Origin of the sequence: Microbacterium wangyouchuni, from assembly GCF_051546305.1 — a bacterium.
In the GTDB taxonomy this organism is placed as follows: Bacteria; Actinomycetota; Actinomycetes; order Actinomycetales; family Microbacteriaceae; genus Microbacterium.
On sequence record NZ_JBPTMA010000003.1, the window covers coordinates 230,409 to 248,363 of the forward strand.

Below are 17,955 nucleotides of genomic sequence, written 5' to 3' on the forward strand. Positions count from 1 at the left end.
ATTTATGTTCGAGTTTTCGGAATGACGCATCACGTCGAGAACACGCAAACCGTCCTTCCCGAGCCACGGGATGGACGGTTTGTGCGTTCTGGAATCAGACGAACCGGACCCAGTTCGCACCGCGGCCGGTCTCAGCCTGCTGGAGAAGTTCGAGGTCGTCGCCGTGGACGGCGTAGAGCGAGACGGTGGTGGATTGCTCGCCGGTGGCCACGAGATACCTGCCATCGGGGCTGACGGCGAATCCGCGCGGCTGGGGCTCGGTCACAGTGAAGCGCTCCGGAGCTGAAACGGATCCGTCGTCGGACACCGTCACCGCGCCCAGCGTGCTTTCCGTGCGCTCCGTCGCCCACAGGTGGCTGTCTCCGGCAAAGTGGATGTCGGCACCCCAGATGTAGTGGTTCGCCACCGGGTCGGCGCCGAACACGCTGTGCCCGAGGTTCTTCGTCGTGTCGTAGGCGGTGCTCGCGCCGTGAAGCTCGAGCTGGCCACTCTGCACGTCACGCGTGAAGTGGAGTACCTCGCCGGAGAACTCGGTGAGCACGTACACGGCATCTTGCGCGTCGTTCAGCACGAGATGCCGCGGTCCGCTGCCGTCCGGAGCCGCCACCGTCTCCGGCGTGAGAGGCACAAGCCGGGCATCGTCGGCCACCGCGTACTGCGCGACGACGTCGGCGCCCAGCGACACGAAGTACGCGAAGCGGCCGTCTGCGCTCGGCAGCACCGAATGCAGATTCGGGAACTCCACCTTCGATACCGGATCGCCCACGGCGCCGTCCGCGATCGAGCAGCTGATGCCGTAGCCACCGCCGTAAGACGCGCCGAGCAGGCCGGTGCCGTTGCGCGTGAGCGCAAGGTAGTTCATGCCTCCGTTGGGGAGGTCGAGCCGCGACTGCGGTGTGAGCTGTCCGCTCGCACGGTCGAGGGACAGCGTCAGGATGCCAGCGGGTTCACCTTTTACCCCGGCATAGACGAGGTCGCGGGCAGCGTCGACCGCGAAGGTCGAGCATCCGATGATCCCCTCGGTGACGGCCAGGCGTTCGAGTCGTTCGTCAGCGAGCTGGAAGGTGCTGATGGAGTTGTCGCCCGCATTGGCGACCAGGACGAGCGCGGAGTCGGTCATACCTTGATCGTAGGGCGCGTCGGCCTCAGAGGGTGCAGAATGACGGGGCAGCAATCGGTTTCAAGAATGACGCTCAGCGCGCGTTGCCAGGCGATACTGTTCACACACGAAGAGTGATGGAACACCTTGGGAGGTGCTCGTGTCCACGATCTACGACGTCGCGAAGCTCGCGCAGGTCTCGCCGGCGACGGTGTCGCGCGTGTTCAACGGCACGAGCGTCTCGGCCCAGAAGGTCGAGGCGGTGCGTGCCGCCGCGAAGCAGCTGAAGTTCACGCCGAATCGCACAGCGCGTTCCCTGCGCCGACAGAGCTCCGAAGTGATCGGCTTGGTCATTCCGGACATCGAGAACCCGTACTTCACCGAGATGGCGCGCGGAGTCGAAGATGTCGCCTCCGAGGCGGGCTACTCCGTCGTGCTCTGCAACTCCGACTCGGTGCTCGAGAAGGAAGCGACCTACCTCGGCATCGCGATCGCAGAACACATGTCGGGAGTGATCATCGCGACAGCATCCGATGAATCAAGCCTCGACACGATTTTGGCCACCGGGCGACCTGTTGTCGCCGTCGACCGCGACACCGGGTACGAGATCGACAGCGTCGTGATGGCCAACCGGGCAGCAGGAGCAAGCGCCACGCAGGACCTCATCGATGCGGGTTACGAACGCATCGCCTACATCGGCGGCCCGCAAGAGATCGATACCGCCGCAGAGCGCGCCGACGGATGGCGCGATGCCCGGACCAAGGCGGGGCGCCGGGCTGACGATGACCTCATGCGGTTCGCAACCTTCCGCGTCGATGGTGGACGGGCTGCGATGGAAGAACTGCTCGCGCTTCCCGAACCGCCCGATGCCGTCGTCGCGGGCAACAACCTCATCGGAGTCGGCGCGATTCAGGTGCTCACCGAGCACGGGCTCACACCGCCGAAAGTCGGCGTCGCTGTCATCGGATCGCTGCCGTTCACCACGCTCTCGCCAACCGCGGTCACGGTGGTGCGCCTCCCCGCACGGCACATGGGCGTGACCGCCGCTCGGATGCTGCTGGAGCGGATCTCCGGTGACACGCAGCCCGCGCGCACCGTTGTGCTGCGCAATGAACTCCAGGCCGCCAGCGCGACGCGCTAGCCCCTCGCGCCGGCACCGCGCACCACACACCGCATCGCACACCGCACCCGGCACCCGCATCCCAAATGCGACCGGAGCGAGGGGCAGCGATACCATTGCGAGCTGAAATCGATTTCAGGTAGACTCGCCACACGCGCGATCAAGCACACGCGATCAAACGCGCGATCAAGCACGCGATCGCACACGCGATCAAGCACCGCGATCAAGGAGGACACATGCGCTGCACGCTCGGCGTCGACGTCGGCACGTCCAGCACCAAGGGCGTGCTCGCAGCCGAAGACGGCGCGATCCTTGCAACGGTCACCCGCGCACACGATGTGAGTCGTCCACACACCGGTTGGGTGGAGATGGACGCGCGCATCTGGTGGGACGAGTTCGTCGACATCGCCGGTGAACTGATCACGACCCTTCAGCAGGCCCAGGGCCCGGAAGCCGTCGAGATCACCGCGGTCGGAGTCAGCGGCATGGGACCCTGCGTGCTGCTCACCGATGAGGCCGATGAGCCGGTGCGCCCCGCGATCCTGTACGGCGTCGACACGCGCTCCGGCGCCCAGATCACGCGCATGACCGAGGAACTTGGCATCGACGAGATCACCCGCATCGGCGGCTCGACGCTCACCTCCCAGGCGGGCGGAGCGAAGATCGCCTGGGTCGCCGACGAGGAACCGGATGCCTTCGCCAGGGCGGCTCGCCTGTTCATGCCGGCATCGTTCCTCGCTCGAAAACTCACCGGCGCCTATGTGCTCGATCACCAGTCCGCGAGCCAGACCTCACCGCTCTACGACATCGAGAACGAGACCTGGTACGAGCCGTGGTGGCAGCAGTATGCCAGCACGATCGAGCCGCCTCGGCTCACCTGGGCGGGTGAGATCGCCGGCACTGTCACCAGCGAAGCGGCTGAAGCAACCGGCATCCCGGCCGGCACTCCCGTCATCACCGGCACCATCGACGCGTGGACAGAAGCGGTCAGCGTCGGCGCACACGGGGTCGGCGACCTCATGCTGATGTACGGCACCACGATGTTCCTCGTGGCGACCGGCGAGCAGACGCTGCGTACCCCCTCGATGTGGACGACCGCCGGAGCCTTCCCCGGCACGCGCAACCTCGCCGGCGGAATGTCGACGTCGGGCGCCCTGACCGCCTGGCTGAAGGACCTCACGGGTTCCGACTACCCGGAGCTGCTCGCCGAGGCGGAGGCATCCGGTCCCGGCGCCAACGGCCTGCTCATGCTGCCGTACTTTGCCGGTGAGCGCACGCCGATTCAAGATCCGGATGCCCGCGGCATCATCGCGGGCCTCACCCTGCAGCACAACCGTGGCGACCTGTACCGCGCAGCTCTCGAGGCGACAGCCCTGGGAGTTCGCCACAACGTCGAGACCATGCGCGCGGCCGGTGCGGATATCCGCCGAATCGTCGCCGTCGGCGGTGGAACGCAGGGCCAACTCTGGCTGCAGGTCGTCTCCGATGTCACCGGCCTGGTGCAAGAGGTCCCCGCCACCACGATCGGCGCAAGCTACGGGGCGGCGTTCCTGGCAGCATCCGCCATCGCCGGCGAAAACCACGCGGACAAACCGGTCATCACCGACTGGAACCCGGTCACGCAGAAAATCACACCGAATCCCGACCTTCGCGACTTCTACGACACCCTGTTCGACCGCTACGTGCGGCTGTACGAGGGCTCGAAGGACGTCATCCACGAACTGGCCGTCGACCAACGCGACGCCTGAACCGCCACCACCAATGGAGAGCAGCATGAGCTACACCCTTCCCGCACCGGCTACGCGTCCGGCATCCGCCCCGAAGACCGCGTACCTGATCACCTCTGGCGATCTGCGCGAGGCCGCCAACGTCGGCGGATGGCCGACCCAGGTTGCGCTCGAAGCCGGCGTCACCGGCGTCTTCAACGAGCTCGGCTGGAACGTCATCCGCGCCTTCGACGTCGACCCCGCCACCGGCCACGGTTTTATCTCCAGCCAGCGCATGGGCCTTGAGGTCTTTAAGAACATCCCGGCGGATGCCCCGCTGATCGTCGCCATCGCCAACTGGCAGTACTCGCACCACGTGCTCGCAGGCCTCCGCACTCACGAGGGCCCGATCCTCACCGTCGCGAACTTTGCCGGCGACTGGCCCGGACTCGTCGGCCTGCTCGGCCTGAACGCGGGCCTGACGAAGATGGACAAGCCGTACTCGTCGACCTGGTCAGTCGACTTCACCGACGACTGGTTCACGGCCACCCTCAAGGAGTGGACCGAGACCGGAACGATCACGCACGACTACTCGCACGTCCGCGCTCTTCCCGCGCTGCCGGACAGCCCGGAGAAGGAGCTCGGCCAGGCGCTTGCCGCGCAGTTGCGCGACGAGAAGGCCATCATCGGCGTCTTCGACGAGGGCTGCATGGGCATGTACAACGCCATCTTCGATGACGAGATGCTCAACCACACCGGCATCTACAAGGAGCGCCTGTCGCAGTCGGCCCTGTACGCCGAGATGCTCAACGTCGCTGAGGAAGAGGCGGATGCCGCCTTCGACTGGCTCGTCGAACGGGGGATGACGTTCCACTTCGGTGAGGATGGCGCCACCGAGCTCACCCGCGAGCAGGTGCAGTGGCAGATGAAGATGTACATCGCTGCTCTGCGTATCTCCGATGACTTCGGATTGGATGCTGTCGGCATCCAGTACCAGCAGGGGTTGAAGGACCTCGTTCCGGCATCCGACCTTGCCGAGGGCATCCTGAACTCGACCGAGCGCCCGCCGGTCACCTCGCGTGATGGCAAGCGTGTGCTGCACGAGGGTCGCGCCTTCCCGCACTTCAACGAGGCGGACGAGGGCGTCGCCGTCGACGCTCTGGTCACCGACCGTGTCTGGCGCGCGATGGGCCTCGTGCCCGACAACACGCTGCACGACGTGCGCTGGGGCGAGGACTACAACGGCCAGTTCGTCTGGGCCTACGAGATCTCCGGTTCCGTGCCGGCATCGCACCTCGGCGGCTGGGAGAAGGCCGAGGGCTGGCGCCAGGGCCACGTCTTTTTCCCCGCCGGCGGCGCCACGCTCAACGGCGTCTCCAAGCCCGGCGAGATCGTGCTGTCGCGCGTGTTCATCGCTGACGGCATTCTGCAGGCGGACATCTTCCGTGCATCCGTCGTCGAATTGCCGGAAGAGGAGACTCAGCGCCGCAAGGCCGCGACGAACGAGGAATGGCCGCTCGCACACGTCGTGCTGCACGGCGTCTCGCGCGACCAGTTCATGGCCCGCCACAAGGCAAACCACGCGCAGCTCGTCTACGCACCGGATGCTGAGACCGCTGACCGCGCCCTGATCGCGAAGGCAGCGATGTTCGACGGCATGGGCATCAAGGTCAACCTGATCGGCGACGTCAAGATCTGACCGGCTGCTGGGAGGACTCCCGCGCGAGAATTGCTTTCCCGCATGAGACAGGGCGTAGTACGGCCTGTCTCATGCGGGAAACTGTTTTTCGTGGATGCTGCGCCCGGGCTGCGCCGCGTGAGCAGGTAGTCTTGCGACCGATGAGAGTCACGCGTCGCGAGCTGCTGATTGGCGCCGGAGCCGGCGCCCTCAGTGTGCTGCTTGCATCCTGCACCCCGACACCGTCGCCCACCCCGACGCCGACGCGTTCGCCGATTCCGCTGCCGACCACGAGCGTTCCCGCTCCCGCGGCGCTGATCCGCAGCCGCTGGGGAACCGATCCGTTCTCGCGCGGCGCCGCCAGCTTCACCCGCATCGGCGTGCAGCAGGCGACGCGTGACACATTGGCGGCGCCCGTGGACGGGCGGCTGTTCTTTGCCGGCGAGGCGACGGACACCCAGAACCCCGGCACGCTCCTGGGGGCGATCCACTCCGGTGAAAGTGCCGCCATGCGCGTCCGCGCGACAGCGGCACCGGGCGAGCGGATCGCGGTAATCGGTGCGGGACTTGCCGGTGCCGCCGTCGCCGCGAAACTCGCCGATGCTGACATTGAGGTCACCGTTTTCGAAGCACGCGACCGTGTCGGGGGACGCGCGCACTCAGACCTCCACGATGACTGGCCGCTGCCGGTCCAGCTCGGCGGCTGGCTCCTGCCCGCCCCGCCCGCCACCGCAGACGGCACAGGCACAGGCACAGACAACGGTGATGGCGAAGACCGCGCCGATGCCATCGGCAACGCCGCAGCCACGACCTTCGCGGATCTGGAAACAGTGGATCTGACATCCTCGCTCTGGCGCTCGCCCGATCAGGACACCGAGCACATCGGAAACACCGCACTGGAGACGGCGATCGCTGCCGCGCAGTCGCTGCCAGCAGATGTCTCGCTCACCGAGGCGCTCGCAGAAACCGGCGCCGACCCTGATCAGCCGGAACTCGCGGCGCTGTTGGCATACCTCACCACGACCTCGGGTGCGGATGCCGATACGGTGTCCAGCTGGTTCCCTCCGGCTCTTCCGGCCTGGGCACGAACCGGCATTCTCGGAGACCTCGGAGAGTACGTCAAACAGCAGTTGGAGGGGACGCAGCTGACACTCGCCTCCCCGGTGACCCGTATCGCCTACGACGATGCGGGCGTCAGCCTGCGACTCGGCACCGGCGAATCCACCTCGTTCGATCGCGTCGTGATCACCGTGCCGCTGGGCGTGCTGCAGCGCGAGGGTATCGAGTTCGCACCGGCACTGCCGTTCCCGCATCGCGGCGCAATCAATGCCCTCGGCATGGGGCACATTGAAACCGTGTGGCTGCGTTACGACGAGCCGTTCTGGGACACCGAGGCGACGCTCTGGCACGCGGTCGACTCAGACCAGCTCGTGCGCACCTGGATCAACCTGCTCCCGGCTACCGGGGAGAACGTGCTGGTCGGAATCCTTGGCGGCACGGCAGCCGAGAAATTCGCTGAGCTGGAAGATGAAGCCGCAGCCCTTGCGGTGCTCACATCGCTCGAGCTCTTTGCACCTTCCGCCGCGCCGGAGTGATTCTGCTGATCACGGCCAGGATCATCGCGATGAGCGCGAAGATCGCCAATGCGATGCCACTGGTGATCAGGAACTCGTCGATGCCGCTGACTTGGCGCAGGTCCAGGAAGTAGTACGGGTACCAGCCGATCCTGGGGCCGCGCCACATCGTCACGCCACCCCAGACGAGGGGAAATGCCAGGCTGCCCGGAATGATCCACCACGGCACGGAACGGTGGCCGGGAGTCAGCGTCCACGCGATCGCGGTAAACGCGGGCAACCAGAAATGAAGTACCTGATCTGACCAGGGAACGTCCACCCGGATGCCACGGAGGCCTGCCTGCCAGACGATCAGGGCGAAGGCAAGACCCGCAGTGATCGTCCAGGTCAGTACCAGCGAGAGCGCGATGCTGAACCAGCGCGGATCCTCATCGCGTCGGAACGCCAGGACGCCGCCGACCACGAGCAGCACAACCAGTGCGCAGTTCGACTCAACGGTGAGGTAGGCGAAGAAGTTGCGACCGGCGATGGTCTGCGAGCTCAGCCCCCAGAACAGTCGGTGCACGAGCGCGATCAGGCACACGGCTGCTGTGACAAAACGAAGCACGCCGAACGTGAATCGTGCCCTCACTGTCGCCAGCCTCCACATCGACGCGATCGTACGCCGTCCGGCGATTCTACTTAAATGCCCAGGATGGCACGGGCGATGACGAAGTAGATCACCAGTCCCGTGGCATCCACGAAGGTCGTGATGAACGGGTTCGAGAACACCGCGGGGTCGACGCGGATCATCCGCGCGACCAGGGGCATAACCCCGCCGATCGTCGCCGCCACGGTGCATACGGCGAGCAATGTGCAGCCGATCACGAGGCCGATATGCCAGTCGTAGACCAGCGCCGTGATCGCGAATCCCAGCAAGCCCAGCAGAATTCCGAGCGATACTCCGACGCGCAGCTCACGGGTCAGCACGCGCAGTAGATCGCGCGGTCGCACCTCGCCCAGAGCGAGAGCGCGAGTCACGGTGGTCGCTGCTTGGTTCCCGGTGTTGCCGCCGGTGCCGATCAGCAGTGGCACGAACAGCGCCAGCACCGTCATCTGCTCCAGTGTCGCCTCGAACACCGACAGCACCTGCACGGTGAGCGTGGCCCCGATGGCGAGCACGAACAGCCACACGATGCGCGAGCGCACGATCTTGCGGATCGGCGTCGACAGGTACGGACGGCCGAGCGGCTCGACGCCACCCTGACGCGCAGCATCCTCATTCTCTTCACGCTTGAGAATGCGAACGGCATCATCGATCGTGAGGATGCCGACCAACCGGTTCTCGCTGTCCACGACGGGAACCGCCAGCAGCCCGAGGTCCGTGCACTCGCGGGCGGCGATCTCGGCGTCCGTTTCGGCCAGCGTGGTGCGAGCGTCGCGCATTAGAGCGTCGATCGTCGCGTCATCATTCGCCGCGAGCAGATCGCGCAGGCTCACCACGCCGATGACCCGTCGGGCGTGGTCGGTGACGGGGAGCGTATAAATGGTCTCGGCATCATCGAGTCGCGCGCGCAGCCGTGTCATCGTCTCGCCGACGGTCAGATCTGGGTGCGTCGTGACGTACTCGGGGCTCATCCGACGGCCGATCGAGTTCTGAGGATAGCCAAGGACAGCAGCCGTGAGCTCGCGCTCGCGGACGGGCAGCCCACGCAGCAGGCGGGGCGCGACGGATGCCGGAAGCTCCTCCAGCAGCCAGACGCGGTCGTCCGGGTCCATCTCGGCGAACAGTGTCGCGACCTCGGCATCCTGCAGGCCGTGCACGAGTTCGCCCTGCAGCTCGGGCTCCAGGGCCTCGAAGACCTCGAGCGCCCGCTGCTTCGACAGCAGCCGGTAGACAATGGCGCACTGGCGCGGATTCAGCCGATCGAGGATCTGCACCAGCTGATAGATGGAAGCCGGCGTGAGGGCAGCGGATGCTGCGGCGAGATCGCGTTGGGAAAGCGCCTGTTCGATTGTGTCGATCAGGTCGGTGATCTCGACGGTGGGGACGGGGATGCGCTCCGTGTTCATATGCGTGCTTCCTGGGCAGGCCGACGAGCGCGAACGAATACGCGAACGATCGATCATCGGCTCGGATGGACAGGTCGAAGCCGGGCGCCGCAAGAGGAGTCTGAGTTGTATGGGGCGACGCGACTAGGCGGGGTCCGGATGGTGAGGGCGACTATCACCGCTCATGGCGTCACCACCCCGCTTTCCGTCTCTCAGCGATCCTGCGCGAACTGTCGCGCAACGCACCCGTCAATCTAGCTCATGTCACGTGGACGGGGTCTGAATGCAAAGCGCCCTGCCGGGGTAGCTCAGGCCGGATCGATCCGCAGCACGTCGGGTGTCTCGCCGCCGGCCAGATCGTCAGCGATGCGGATGCTTCGGGCCAGATCGTCGAGCGCGGGAATCAGGGCGCCGAAGCGTTCGCGATCACTGCAGATCGCGTTCAGAGTCACGAGATGTGTGCCGGTGTCCCAGCTGTAGCTCGCGAAAGGAGAACTGGCCGGGTCTGACGGAGTGGCGATGACCAGTTTCTCGCCGACACCCAGCGGTGTGGCAAACGACTCGGTGTCGTCGTACTCGATCGGCCGGGTCGCACGGGCGATGCGCACCTGTGGGGTGAGCTCCTGCACCGTGGCCAGTGCGACGACGAGATCGGGCTCCGCCTTCCACGTCCACGCGAGGACGCGGCCGTCGAAGCGGCGCATCATCATTGGGGCCGCCTGGCTCATCATCCACGCGCCGACGCGCGAGCCCTGCTTCTCGCCGCGACCGAGCGCCTGGTTAGCCTGGCCCAGCAGCATCCGCAACGCCGCCTTGCGGTGACGACGGCCACGAAAGCCGAGCGGATCGGTCACGGGGATCCAACGACTCAGGTCTGCGGAAGCTGTCAGGCGCATCCTGTCACGGTACCGGGGTCAACTGCAGGAGTGCCGGGAGCGGCTGGGTGCCTGCCGGGAGGGCAGCCTGCCGGGAGGGCAGCCAGCCAGGAGTACGGCTGGCCTGATCAGTGCGCGCGGGCCCCTCCGGTAGAGTTGCCTGCGCCCCGATCCGGGCCTCCCACACTGTAAGGCTCCCATCCGTGACCTCCTCCGACACTCCGCTGAAGATCCTTATCGGTGGCGATACCTTCTCGCCCGACATCAACGGTGCTGCCCGCTTTGCCGAACGCCTGGCCGCCGGGCTCGTGCAGCGCGGTCATGACGTGCACGTTGTCGCGCCGAACCGGAAGTACCGTCGCGCTGCCCCCGCTACCGAGGTCATCGAGGGTGAGCCGATGACCCTGCACCGGCTGCCGTCGGTGCGCTGGGCCCCGCACGACTGGCTGCGGTTTGTGTGGCCGTGGCGCTCCAAGCACTATGCCCGCAAGGTGCTCGACGCAGTTCAGCCGGATATCGTGCACATCCAGTCGCACATCATCATCGGACGCGGTCTGGCACGCGTCGCCGCCGAGCGTGGCATCCCCGTCATCGCCACCAATCACGTGATGGCCGAAAATATCCTCGATCACAGCACGTTCCCGAAGTTCATCGACGAGATCGTGTTGAAGTTCGCCTGGGCTGATGCCAAGCGCACTTTCGACCTCACTCGCGCCATCACCACGCCGACCCGTCGTGCGGCCGACTTCCTGGAGCGAACCGTCGGGGTCGAGGGCGTCATCCCGGTCAGCTGCGGAATCGATCGCACTCAGTACACCCCGGTCATCGCCCCGCGCGAGAAGAATCGCATCATCTTCGTCGGGCGACTGACGGCTGAGAAGCAGGTCGAGGTCATCCTCGAGGCGATGACAAAGCTCGACCCGGCACTGGGAACAACATTCGACATCGTCGGCGGCGGTGACCAGCGCAAGAACCTTGAGCGGCTTACGGCTGAGCTCGGGCTCTCTGACCGCGTCATCTTCCATGGGCGCACGACCGATGAGCAGCTGCGCGCGCTCCTGTCGCGGGCGAGCCTGTTCGTGATCGCATCCATCGCCGAATTGCAGTCGATCGCAACCATGGAGGCGATGGCGTCGGCGTTGCCGATCGTCGCGGCGGATGCTGTGGCGCTGCCGCACCTGGTCGACAACGGCGGCAACGGCTACCTGTTCGAGCCGGGCAACGCCGACGAGCTTGCCGCGCGTCTGACCGATGTGCTCACCGCCGAACCGGAGGAGTACGCGCGGATGCAGCAGGCATCACTCGACGGTGTGCTCGTGCACGACATCAACCGCACCCTCGACACCTTCGAGGCGCTCTACCGCGACGAACCGCTTCCGGAGTAAGCGATGCACATCGCGCTGTTCGCGGATCAGCACCTGGCATCTCTCGGCGGAGCGCAGGTGTCGATGAGGTTGCAGAAGCAGTACCTCGAGCGCGCAGGGCACACCGTCACGGCGGTCGCGCCGAAGATGCACGCGGCCAGCTACTTCGGCGGCGATGACGCGCTGATCGATCTGCCCTCTCTGCCGATCACGCTGGACCGCGAATACTCCATGTCGTGGCCGGGCCGGCGCACCGACCGCTTTATCGACCGTGCTTTCACCCGGCGCCCTCCGGTCGACGTTGTACACGTGCAAGCAGACTTCTGGGGGGCGTTCATCGGCCACCGCTTCGCACATCGCCACGGCATCCCGGTCGTGCACACGATGCATAATCGCGTCGATGTCGGCATGGCCGCGGTCACCCCGCTGCACCGCCAGGTGCTCGCGGTGCTGAACCTCTGGCGTCGCTGGTCGATGCGTGGAATCGGTTCTGCCGTCGGCGGCAGCGATGGCTGGGCGTTTTTGCGAGGGATCGCACAGGGATCGGCCGCAGTGACCGCGCCATCCGGGCATTTTGCGCGCCGGCTCGAGCAGCACGGGGTGTTCCCGAGCGTCGACGTCGTCTGGAATGGCATCGATGATGCTCTGCTCGCTGAGGTGCTTGGTGCTGAGGTGCTTGGTGCTGAGGTGCTCGGTGATGGGTCGCTCGGTGATGGGCCGCTCGGCGATGGGTCGTCATTTGCTGCGCGAGACACCACGTCCGAAGTGCTGATTCGTGGCGGAAGTGCCGATTCAGCCGCGCACCGCCCGCGGTTCGTCTGGCTCGGACGGATGAGCCCTGAAAAGCGCCTGCTTCCGTTCCTGGAAGCGGTCGTCGAGTCACAGGTGGATGCTGACATCGAGGTGATCGGCGGCGGTGGGCAGTTGCGTGCCGCCGAAAAGATCGCTCGCGGGCACGACAGCGTCCGTTTTGCGGGGCGGCTGTCCTATGCCGAGACTCTCGCGCGAATCGCCGCGGCGGATGCTGTCGTGCAGACGTCCATCGGGTTCGAGACGCAGGGGATGACCCCGTTCGAAGCCGCAGCCCTCGGAACGCCCACGGTCATCAGCGACCCCGATATCGCGGGCGAGCTGCGGGGCGGTCTGTGGCAGGTGTCGGGCCCCAGCGTCACCGAGCTTGCAGCGACGCTGCAGCGCGCAGCATCCGATATCGCAGCCGGAACCGCCCCGAAGCCCGACCCCGAGGTCGCTGCGGCGTTCCGCCAGTCATCGCGCACCGCCGCGATGATCGAGGTCTACGAGCGCGTGCTGCGTTCCGCTCCGTAGTTCGGTCGGTCTGCTGGTCAATAGCGCTGGTTCTGTAGAGCCGAATCAGTAGAACAGCGGGATGATCGCCGAGGCGAGTGTCCCGATCGCAACGCCGGCGACGCCCGCGATGCCGAGGCCGACGGCGATCCCCGACTGACCATGCGGTACTCCGACGCGCTTCATCCCGACGATGCCCAGTACGAGTGCGAGTGCTGCGGTGATGAAGGCCAGCAGTGAGCCAAACGCCGAGACGAGCGAGGCTACCCCGTAACCGAGGCTGCCGAAGGTCGCCTGGATGAAGATCGTCGAGAGCAGGCCGATCGCGAGACCGATAAGGCCGAAGATGAGTCCGATCCGGCCCGGAGCGTTGACCGTGCTGGGCGCTTGCTGCTGCTGTGGATGTGTCACGGCATAGTGCGCGTAGCCCGCAGCCGGTTTCTGTAGCGGGGCTCCGGGTCGCGGATGCTGGCCGGCGTACGGCGGGAGCTGAGGCTGTTGCTGATCGCTCATGGCGTTGAGCTTACGTGCCAGTGCCCCGGCTCAGGGAGCGATGTCTCGTGCGCTTCGACGCCTTCATGACTGACGTCGGCGACGCAGTACAGCAGTGACTGCGTTGGATATCCGTGCGGGCGATTGTCGCGGATGATCGCCGCGTCGTCCGTGGGGTCGAGTGCAGCGGATGCGGCGAGCAGGTCGATCCACTCATCGACCCAGTCGTCCGTGCGGGCAGCGTGGGCGCGGAACTCGGGCAGCCACCGGGCGATGCGCGGGGTCTCCGGATCGTCGAGGTCGTCGTGGGCGATCATGTGGACCCCGGACGGCAGTGGAGTCTCCCGCAGAGTCTTGCCGTCCCAGGACAGCACGCGGGCGGCATCCGGGGTGACTTCCAGCAGGTTGAAGCCGTGCATCGGCAAGGGTGCTGTTGGAGCCCGGCCGGCCACGGATTCCAATGCAAGGCTGCCGCGGGTGAGTACCTGATCCTCCGGCAGATCCAGCGTGTCGGCGCGGTTGAGCAGCACCGCGAGGCGGCGATGCTCTGTGTCGTAGGCGAGCCAGGCGCCGCCGGCGCGGCGATCCCGAATGCCGATGACGCCGGGGTACCGCTGCGGCCACCAGGCGCCGAGCGAATCCCACTCGCGCGCGGGGTCCTCGTCGCGGATCGCCAGCAGCCGCGACCCTCCGGGCTCTGCGACATCGATCACGACAGTGCACACGCGGCCAGTCTAAGTGCGTCCGTGTTGCCGCGGGCCGTCGCGCGCTGGGGCGGAGAACGCGCTGTTGGGAGGAGCTGCGGCCCGAGATCCTCCGCCTATCGCTGCGTTCTCCTCCCATCAGTGCGGGGCGGTCCTATGGGCGCAGGCCGTCTCATCGGCGGGGGCCGTCGCACGCTTGGGCGGAGAACGCACTGTTGGGAGGAACTACAGCCGGAGAATCTCCTCCCATCGCTGCGTTCTCCTCACATCAGTGCGGGGGCAGCCCCATCAGTGCGGGGCAGTCCCATCGGCGCAGGCAGCCCCATCAGCGCGGGCCACTCCCCTCCGTGCGAGCCAGATTCGGGCAAACCGACGACAGGCGAGTACTGCTCCGGCAGAATCAAGGCATGAACATCGTCGTCGGAGTCACGGGCGGCATCGCCGCGTACAAGAGCGTTCACCTCGTACGGCTGCTGATCAAGGCCGGCCATGACGTCACGGTGATTCCGACTGAGGATGCGCTGCGCTTCGTCGGGCAGCCGACGTGGGAGGCGATCAGCCGCAACACCGTCACCACCAGCGTGCATGACGATGTGGCACAGGTACGCCACGTCGCACTCGGACAGGCAGCAGAGCTGGTGATCGTGGCGCCTGCCACCGCGAACACCATCGCGAAGATGACCGCCGGTCTCGCTGACGACCTGCTCGGCACCACGCTGCTCGCGACCACCGCTCCGGTCGCGATTGCTCCGGCGATGCACACCGAGATGTGGCAGCATCCGGCGACGCAGGCGAACATCGCCACCCTGCGTGAGCGCGGGGTGCACGTGCTCGGCCCCGGTGACGGTGAGTTGACCGGCGGTGATTCCGGGCCGGGGCGGATGCTCGAACCTGAGCAGATCGTCGACGCGGCCCTCGCGCTGCTCATGCCCCAGGATCTCGAAGGCGTCCGTGTGGTCGTATCGGCCGGGGGAACCCGCGAGCCGATCGATCCGGTGCGCTTTCTCGGCAATCGATCAAGCGGCAGGCAGGGTGTCGCGCTCGCCGCGGAGGCCGCCGACCGAGGTGCCGACGTCGAGTTGGTCGCCGCGAACATCGCAGCCGATGTGCTGGCCGCCGCCGGGCATCCGCGCATCCGGGTGCGCTCAGTGCAGACCGCCGCGGAACTGGGTGGCGCGATGCGGGATGCCGCGGCATCCGCCGACGTCGTGATCATGGCCGCTGCGGTCGCGGATTATCGACCGACCGAGGCGGCCGAGCACAAGCTCACCAAGGAGAGCGGGACTCTGGAGCGGATCGAGCTGGTGCAGAACGAAGACATCGTCGCCGGGCTCGCGCAGTCCGCTTCCGAGAAGCAGTTGATCGTGGCGTTCGCCGCCGAGACCCTGACCGATCCGGATGCGCGGCGGGAGCGCGCTCGGCGCAAACGGGAACGCAAGGGCGTCGATCTGCTCGCCGTGAACCTCGCCGATGCCGAGCACGGCTTCGAGCGGGCGGACAACGCTGTCGAGATCATCGGCACCGGCGGTGCGGTCGTGGCATCCGTCGCCGGTTCCAAGCGTGAGGTCGCCCGCGAAATCTGGAATGCCGTGCAGAACGTCCGCGCGTGAGGTAAAGTTGAGTCAACACCACTCAACTTTGCAAGGAGACCTCCAGGAGGAAAGATGACCAACCCCGTACAAGATGACCAGCAGTCCGCGCTCGAACAGTTCGGCATCAACCTGACCGACCGTGCCCGCCAGGGCAAGCTCGATCCGGTGATCGGCCGTGACAGCGAGATCCGACGCGTGAGTCAGGTGCTCACCCGACGCACGAAGAACAACCCGGTTCTCATCGGTGAGCCGGGCGTCGGCAAGACCGCCGTCGTCGAAGGGCTCGCGCAGCGCATCGTGGCGGGAGACGTCGCCGAATCGCTCAAGGACAAGGAGCTGATCACTCTCGATATCTCCGCTCTCGTCGCCGGTGCCATGTACCGCGGCCAGTTCGAAGAGCGGCTGAAGCAGGTCCTCAAGGAGATCACCGAATCCGACGGACAGGTCATCACGTTCATCGACGAACTGCACACGCTGATGGGCGCGGGCGGCGGTGAGGGTTCGGTCGCAGCATCCAACATGCTCAAGCCCATGCTCGCCCGCGGCGAGCTGCGTCTGATCGGTGCGACCACGCTCAACGAGTACCGCGAGTTCATCGAGAAGGATGCTGCACTCGAGCGTCGTTTCCAGCAGGTCTACGTCGGCGAGCCGACGGTTGAAGACACCATCGCTATCCTCCGCGGACTCAAGGAGCGCTACGAGGCACACCACAAGGTCGCCATCTCGGACAGCGCACTGGTTGCCGCAGCATCCCTTTCCAATCGCTATATTCCGAGTCGGCAGTTGCCGGACAAGGCCATCGACCTGATCGACGAGGCGGCATCCCGGCTGCGCATGGAGATCGATTCGGCTCCTGTCGAGATCGACGAGCTGCGTCGCTATGTGGATCGGCTGAAGCTCGAAGACCTCGCGCTGAAGAAAGAGAAGGATGACGCTTCCAAAGAGCGGCTCGCGGCCCTCCGCGAAGATCTCGCCGGTCAGCAGACGCGACTCAGCGAGCTGCAGGAGCGCTGGGAACGTGAGCGCGCATCTCTGAATCGCGTCGGCGATCTCAAGACGAAATTGGATGCTGCGCGCGGCGACGCCGAGCGCGCCAAGCGCGAGGGCAATCTCGAGAAGGCCTCACGCCTGCTGTACGCCGAGATCCCGGCACTGGAACGCGAGGTCGTCGAGGCCGAGCGCTCCGAGGTCGAGAGCGACGGTGAAGGCCGGATGGTGAACGACCAGGTCACCGAAGAAGACATCGCCGGAGTCATCGCCGCGTGGACCGGCATTCCGGTCGGCCGTCTGCTGCAGGGCGAGACGGAGAAGCTGCTGCACCTCGAGGGCGAACTGGGCAAGCGTCTCATCGGGCAGAAGGAGGCGGTGGCCGCGGTATCGGATGCCGTCCGCCGCTCGCGTGCGGGGATCAGCGACCCCGGGCGCCCGACCGGATCGTTCCTGTTCCTCGGACCGACCGGTGTGGGAAAGACTGAACTCGCCAAGTCGCTGGCCGACTTCCTCTTCGACGACGAGCACGCCATGGTTCGCATCGACATGTCGGAGTACGGGGAGAAGCATTCGGTGTCGCGGCTGGTCGGTGCTCCTCCCGGATACGTCGGCTACGAACAGGGCGGTCAGCTGACCGAGGCCGTGCGGCGCCGTCCCTACAGCGTCGTACTGCTCGATGAGGTGGAAAAGGCGCATCCCGAGGTCTTCGACGTGCTGTTGCAGGTGATGGATGATGGGCGCCTGACCGATGGGCAGGGACGGACGGTCGACTTCTCGAACGTCATCCTGATTCTCACCTCCAACCTCGGCTCGCCTCTTCTCATCGACCCGATGCTCTCGCTCGAGGAGAAGCGCGAGGGTGTGCAGGCGCTGGTGCGTCAGTCGTTCAAGCCGGAGTTCGTCAACCGTCTCGACGACATCGTCATCTTCCAGGCGCTCACCGAGGATGATCTCGCGCAGATTGTCGAGCTGACGATCGATCACCTGCAGGCGCGGTTGCGCGAGCGTCGGCTCACGCTCGCGGTCACTCCGGATGCCCGGTCATGGCTCGCCGAGCGCGGCTACGACCCGGTATACGGCGCTCGCCCACTGCGCCGCCTCATCACCAATCAGGTGCAGAACAAGCTCGCGACGGCGCTGCTGTCCGGGCGGGTCCGGGATGGCGACACCGTGAAGGTAGATGTTTCGGCCGACGGGTCCGGGCTGGCGCTGACCTCGGCCTGAGAGCGGATGGCCTGATCGAGAACGCACAAACCGTCCTTCCTGAAGTTCGGGACGGACGGTTTGTGCGTTGTGGATCTTCGCGATGCGGCAAGAACTATGGTTCTTTCGAGGCGAAGGAGTGAAATTTTCCCCTGTGCTTAGTCGGCCGGTCGATAGAGTCTCGTCTCATGTGCCTACGACGGGCTGTTCTGGTCACGTCGT

14 protein-coding genes are annotated in these 17,955 nt (G+C 66.1%); 8 read left to right on the forward strand and 6 right to left on the reverse strand.

Annotated features, from left to right (window positions below; translation table 11 throughout):
• Positions 1-94: 94 nt before the first annotated feature.
• Positions 95-1,120 (reverse strand): lactonase family protein, encoded by a 1,026-nt coding sequence (locus ACSS7Z_RS07740; protein ID WP_438253924.1) that lies wholly within the window; start codon positions 1,118-1,120, stop codon positions 95-97.
• 139 nt (positions 1,121-1,259) lie between these two features.
• Between ACSS7Z_RS07740 and ACSS7Z_RS07745 the strand changes: the two genes are divergently transcribed.
• The 4 genes from ACSS7Z_RS07745 (at position 1,260) to ACSS7Z_RS07760 (ending at position 7,198) form a co-directional block, all read left to right on the forward strand.
• On the forward strand, positions 1,260-2,240 hold the full coding sequence (locus ACSS7Z_RS07745) for a LacI family DNA-binding transcriptional regulator (protein ID WP_438253925.1): 981 nt from the start codon (positions 1,260-1,262) through the stop codon (positions 2,238-2,240).
• 215 nt (positions 2,241-2,455) lie between these two features.
• Positions 2,456-3,967 (forward strand): FGGY-family carbohydrate kinase, encoded by a 1,512-nt coding sequence (locus ACSS7Z_RS07750; protein WP_438253926.1) that lies wholly within the window; start codon positions 2,456-2,458, stop codon positions 3,965-3,967.
• Positions 3,968-3,992: 25 nt separating this feature from the next.
• Positions 3,993-5,624 carry a fucose isomerase gene (locus tag ACSS7Z_RS07755; RefSeq protein WP_438253927.1) on the forward strand — a complete coding sequence of 544 codons (1,632 nt, stop codon included), beginning with the start codon at positions 3,993-3,995 and terminating at the stop codon, positions 5,622-5,624.
• Between the two features lie 140 nt (positions 5,625-5,764).
• On the forward strand, positions 5,765-7,198 hold the full coding sequence (locus ACSS7Z_RS07760; protein ID WP_438253928.1) for a flavin monoamine oxidase family protein: 1,434 nt from the start codon (positions 5,765-5,767) through the stop codon (positions 7,196-7,198).
• Here the strand turns inward: ACSS7Z_RS07760 and ACSS7Z_RS07765 are convergent.
• From ACSS7Z_RS07765 to ACSS7Z_RS07775, 3 genes are all read right to left on the reverse strand, one after another.
• The gene (locus ACSS7Z_RS07765) at positions 7,155-7,808 is read right to left on the reverse strand and encodes a Pr6Pr family membrane protein (protein ID WP_438253929.1); all 654 of its coding nucleotides are present in this window, start codon (positions 7,806-7,808) and stop codon (positions 7,155-7,157) included. The genes ACSS7Z_RS07760 and ACSS7Z_RS07765 overlap by 44 nt on opposite strands.
• A gap of 50 nt (positions 7,809-7,858) precedes the next feature.
• Positions 7,859-9,229 (reverse strand): magnesium transporter, encoded by a 1,371-nt coding sequence (mgtE, locus tag ACSS7Z_RS07770; RefSeq protein WP_438253930.1) that lies wholly within the window; start codon positions 9,227-9,229, stop codon positions 7,859-7,861.
• A 287-nt stretch (positions 9,230-9,516) separates the two neighbouring features.
• Positions 9,517-10,104: a hypothetical protein gene (locus tag ACSS7Z_RS07775; RefSeq protein ID WP_438253931.1), complete on the reverse strand. Its 588-nt coding sequence runs from the start codon at positions 10,102-10,104 to the stop codon at positions 9,517-9,519.
• 182 nt (positions 10,105-10,286) lie between these two features.
• Here ACSS7Z_RS07775 and ACSS7Z_RS07780 point away from each other — a divergent pair, with 182 nt between their 5' ends.
• Together ACSS7Z_RS07780 and ACSS7Z_RS07785 are read left to right on the forward strand one after the other, a co-directional pair.
• Positions 10,287-11,468, forward strand: coding sequence for a glycosyltransferase (locus ACSS7Z_RS07780; RefSeq protein WP_438253932.1), 1,182 nt, complete (start codon positions 10,287-10,289; stop codon positions 11,466-11,468).
• 3 nt (positions 11,469-11,471) lie between these two features.
• On the forward strand, positions 11,472-12,773 hold the full coding sequence (locus ACSS7Z_RS07785; protein ID WP_438253933.1) for a glycosyltransferase family 4 protein: 1,302 nt from the start codon (positions 11,472-11,474) through the stop codon (positions 12,771-12,773).
• A 45-nt stretch (positions 12,774-12,818) separates the two neighbouring features.
• Here the strand turns inward: ACSS7Z_RS07785 and ACSS7Z_RS07790 are convergent, their stop codons facing one another.
• Positions 12,819-13,265 carry a hypothetical protein gene (locus tag ACSS7Z_RS07790; protein ID WP_438253934.1) on the reverse strand — a complete coding sequence of 149 codons (447 nt, stop codon included), beginning with the start codon at positions 13,263-13,265 and terminating at the stop codon, positions 12,819-12,821.
• Positions 13,262-13,969, reverse strand: a complete 708-nt coding sequence (locus ACSS7Z_RS07795) for an NRDE family protein (protein ID WP_438253935.1) — start codon at positions 13,967-13,969, stop codon at positions 13,262-13,264. The genes ACSS7Z_RS07790 and ACSS7Z_RS07795 overlap by 4 nt, the downstream gene beginning before the upstream one ends.
• A gap of 386 nt (positions 13,970-14,355) precedes the next feature.
• Between ACSS7Z_RS07795 and coaBC the strand changes: the two genes are divergently transcribed.
• Positions 14,356-15,558, forward strand: a complete 1,203-nt coding sequence (gene coaBC / locus ACSS7Z_RS07800; RefSeq protein ID WP_438253936.1) for a bifunctional phosphopantothenoylcysteine decarboxylase/phosphopantothenate--cysteine ligase CoaBC — start codon at positions 14,356-14,358, stop codon at positions 15,556-15,558.
• A gap of 54 nt (positions 15,559-15,612) precedes the next feature.
• Complete coding sequence (locus ACSS7Z_RS07805; RefSeq protein ID WP_438253937.1) at positions 15,613-17,754, forward strand: ATP-dependent Clp protease ATP-binding subunit; 2,142 nt, start codon at positions 15,613-15,615, stop codon at positions 17,752-17,754.
• The last annotated feature ends 201 nt before the right edge of the window (positions 17,755-17,955 follow it).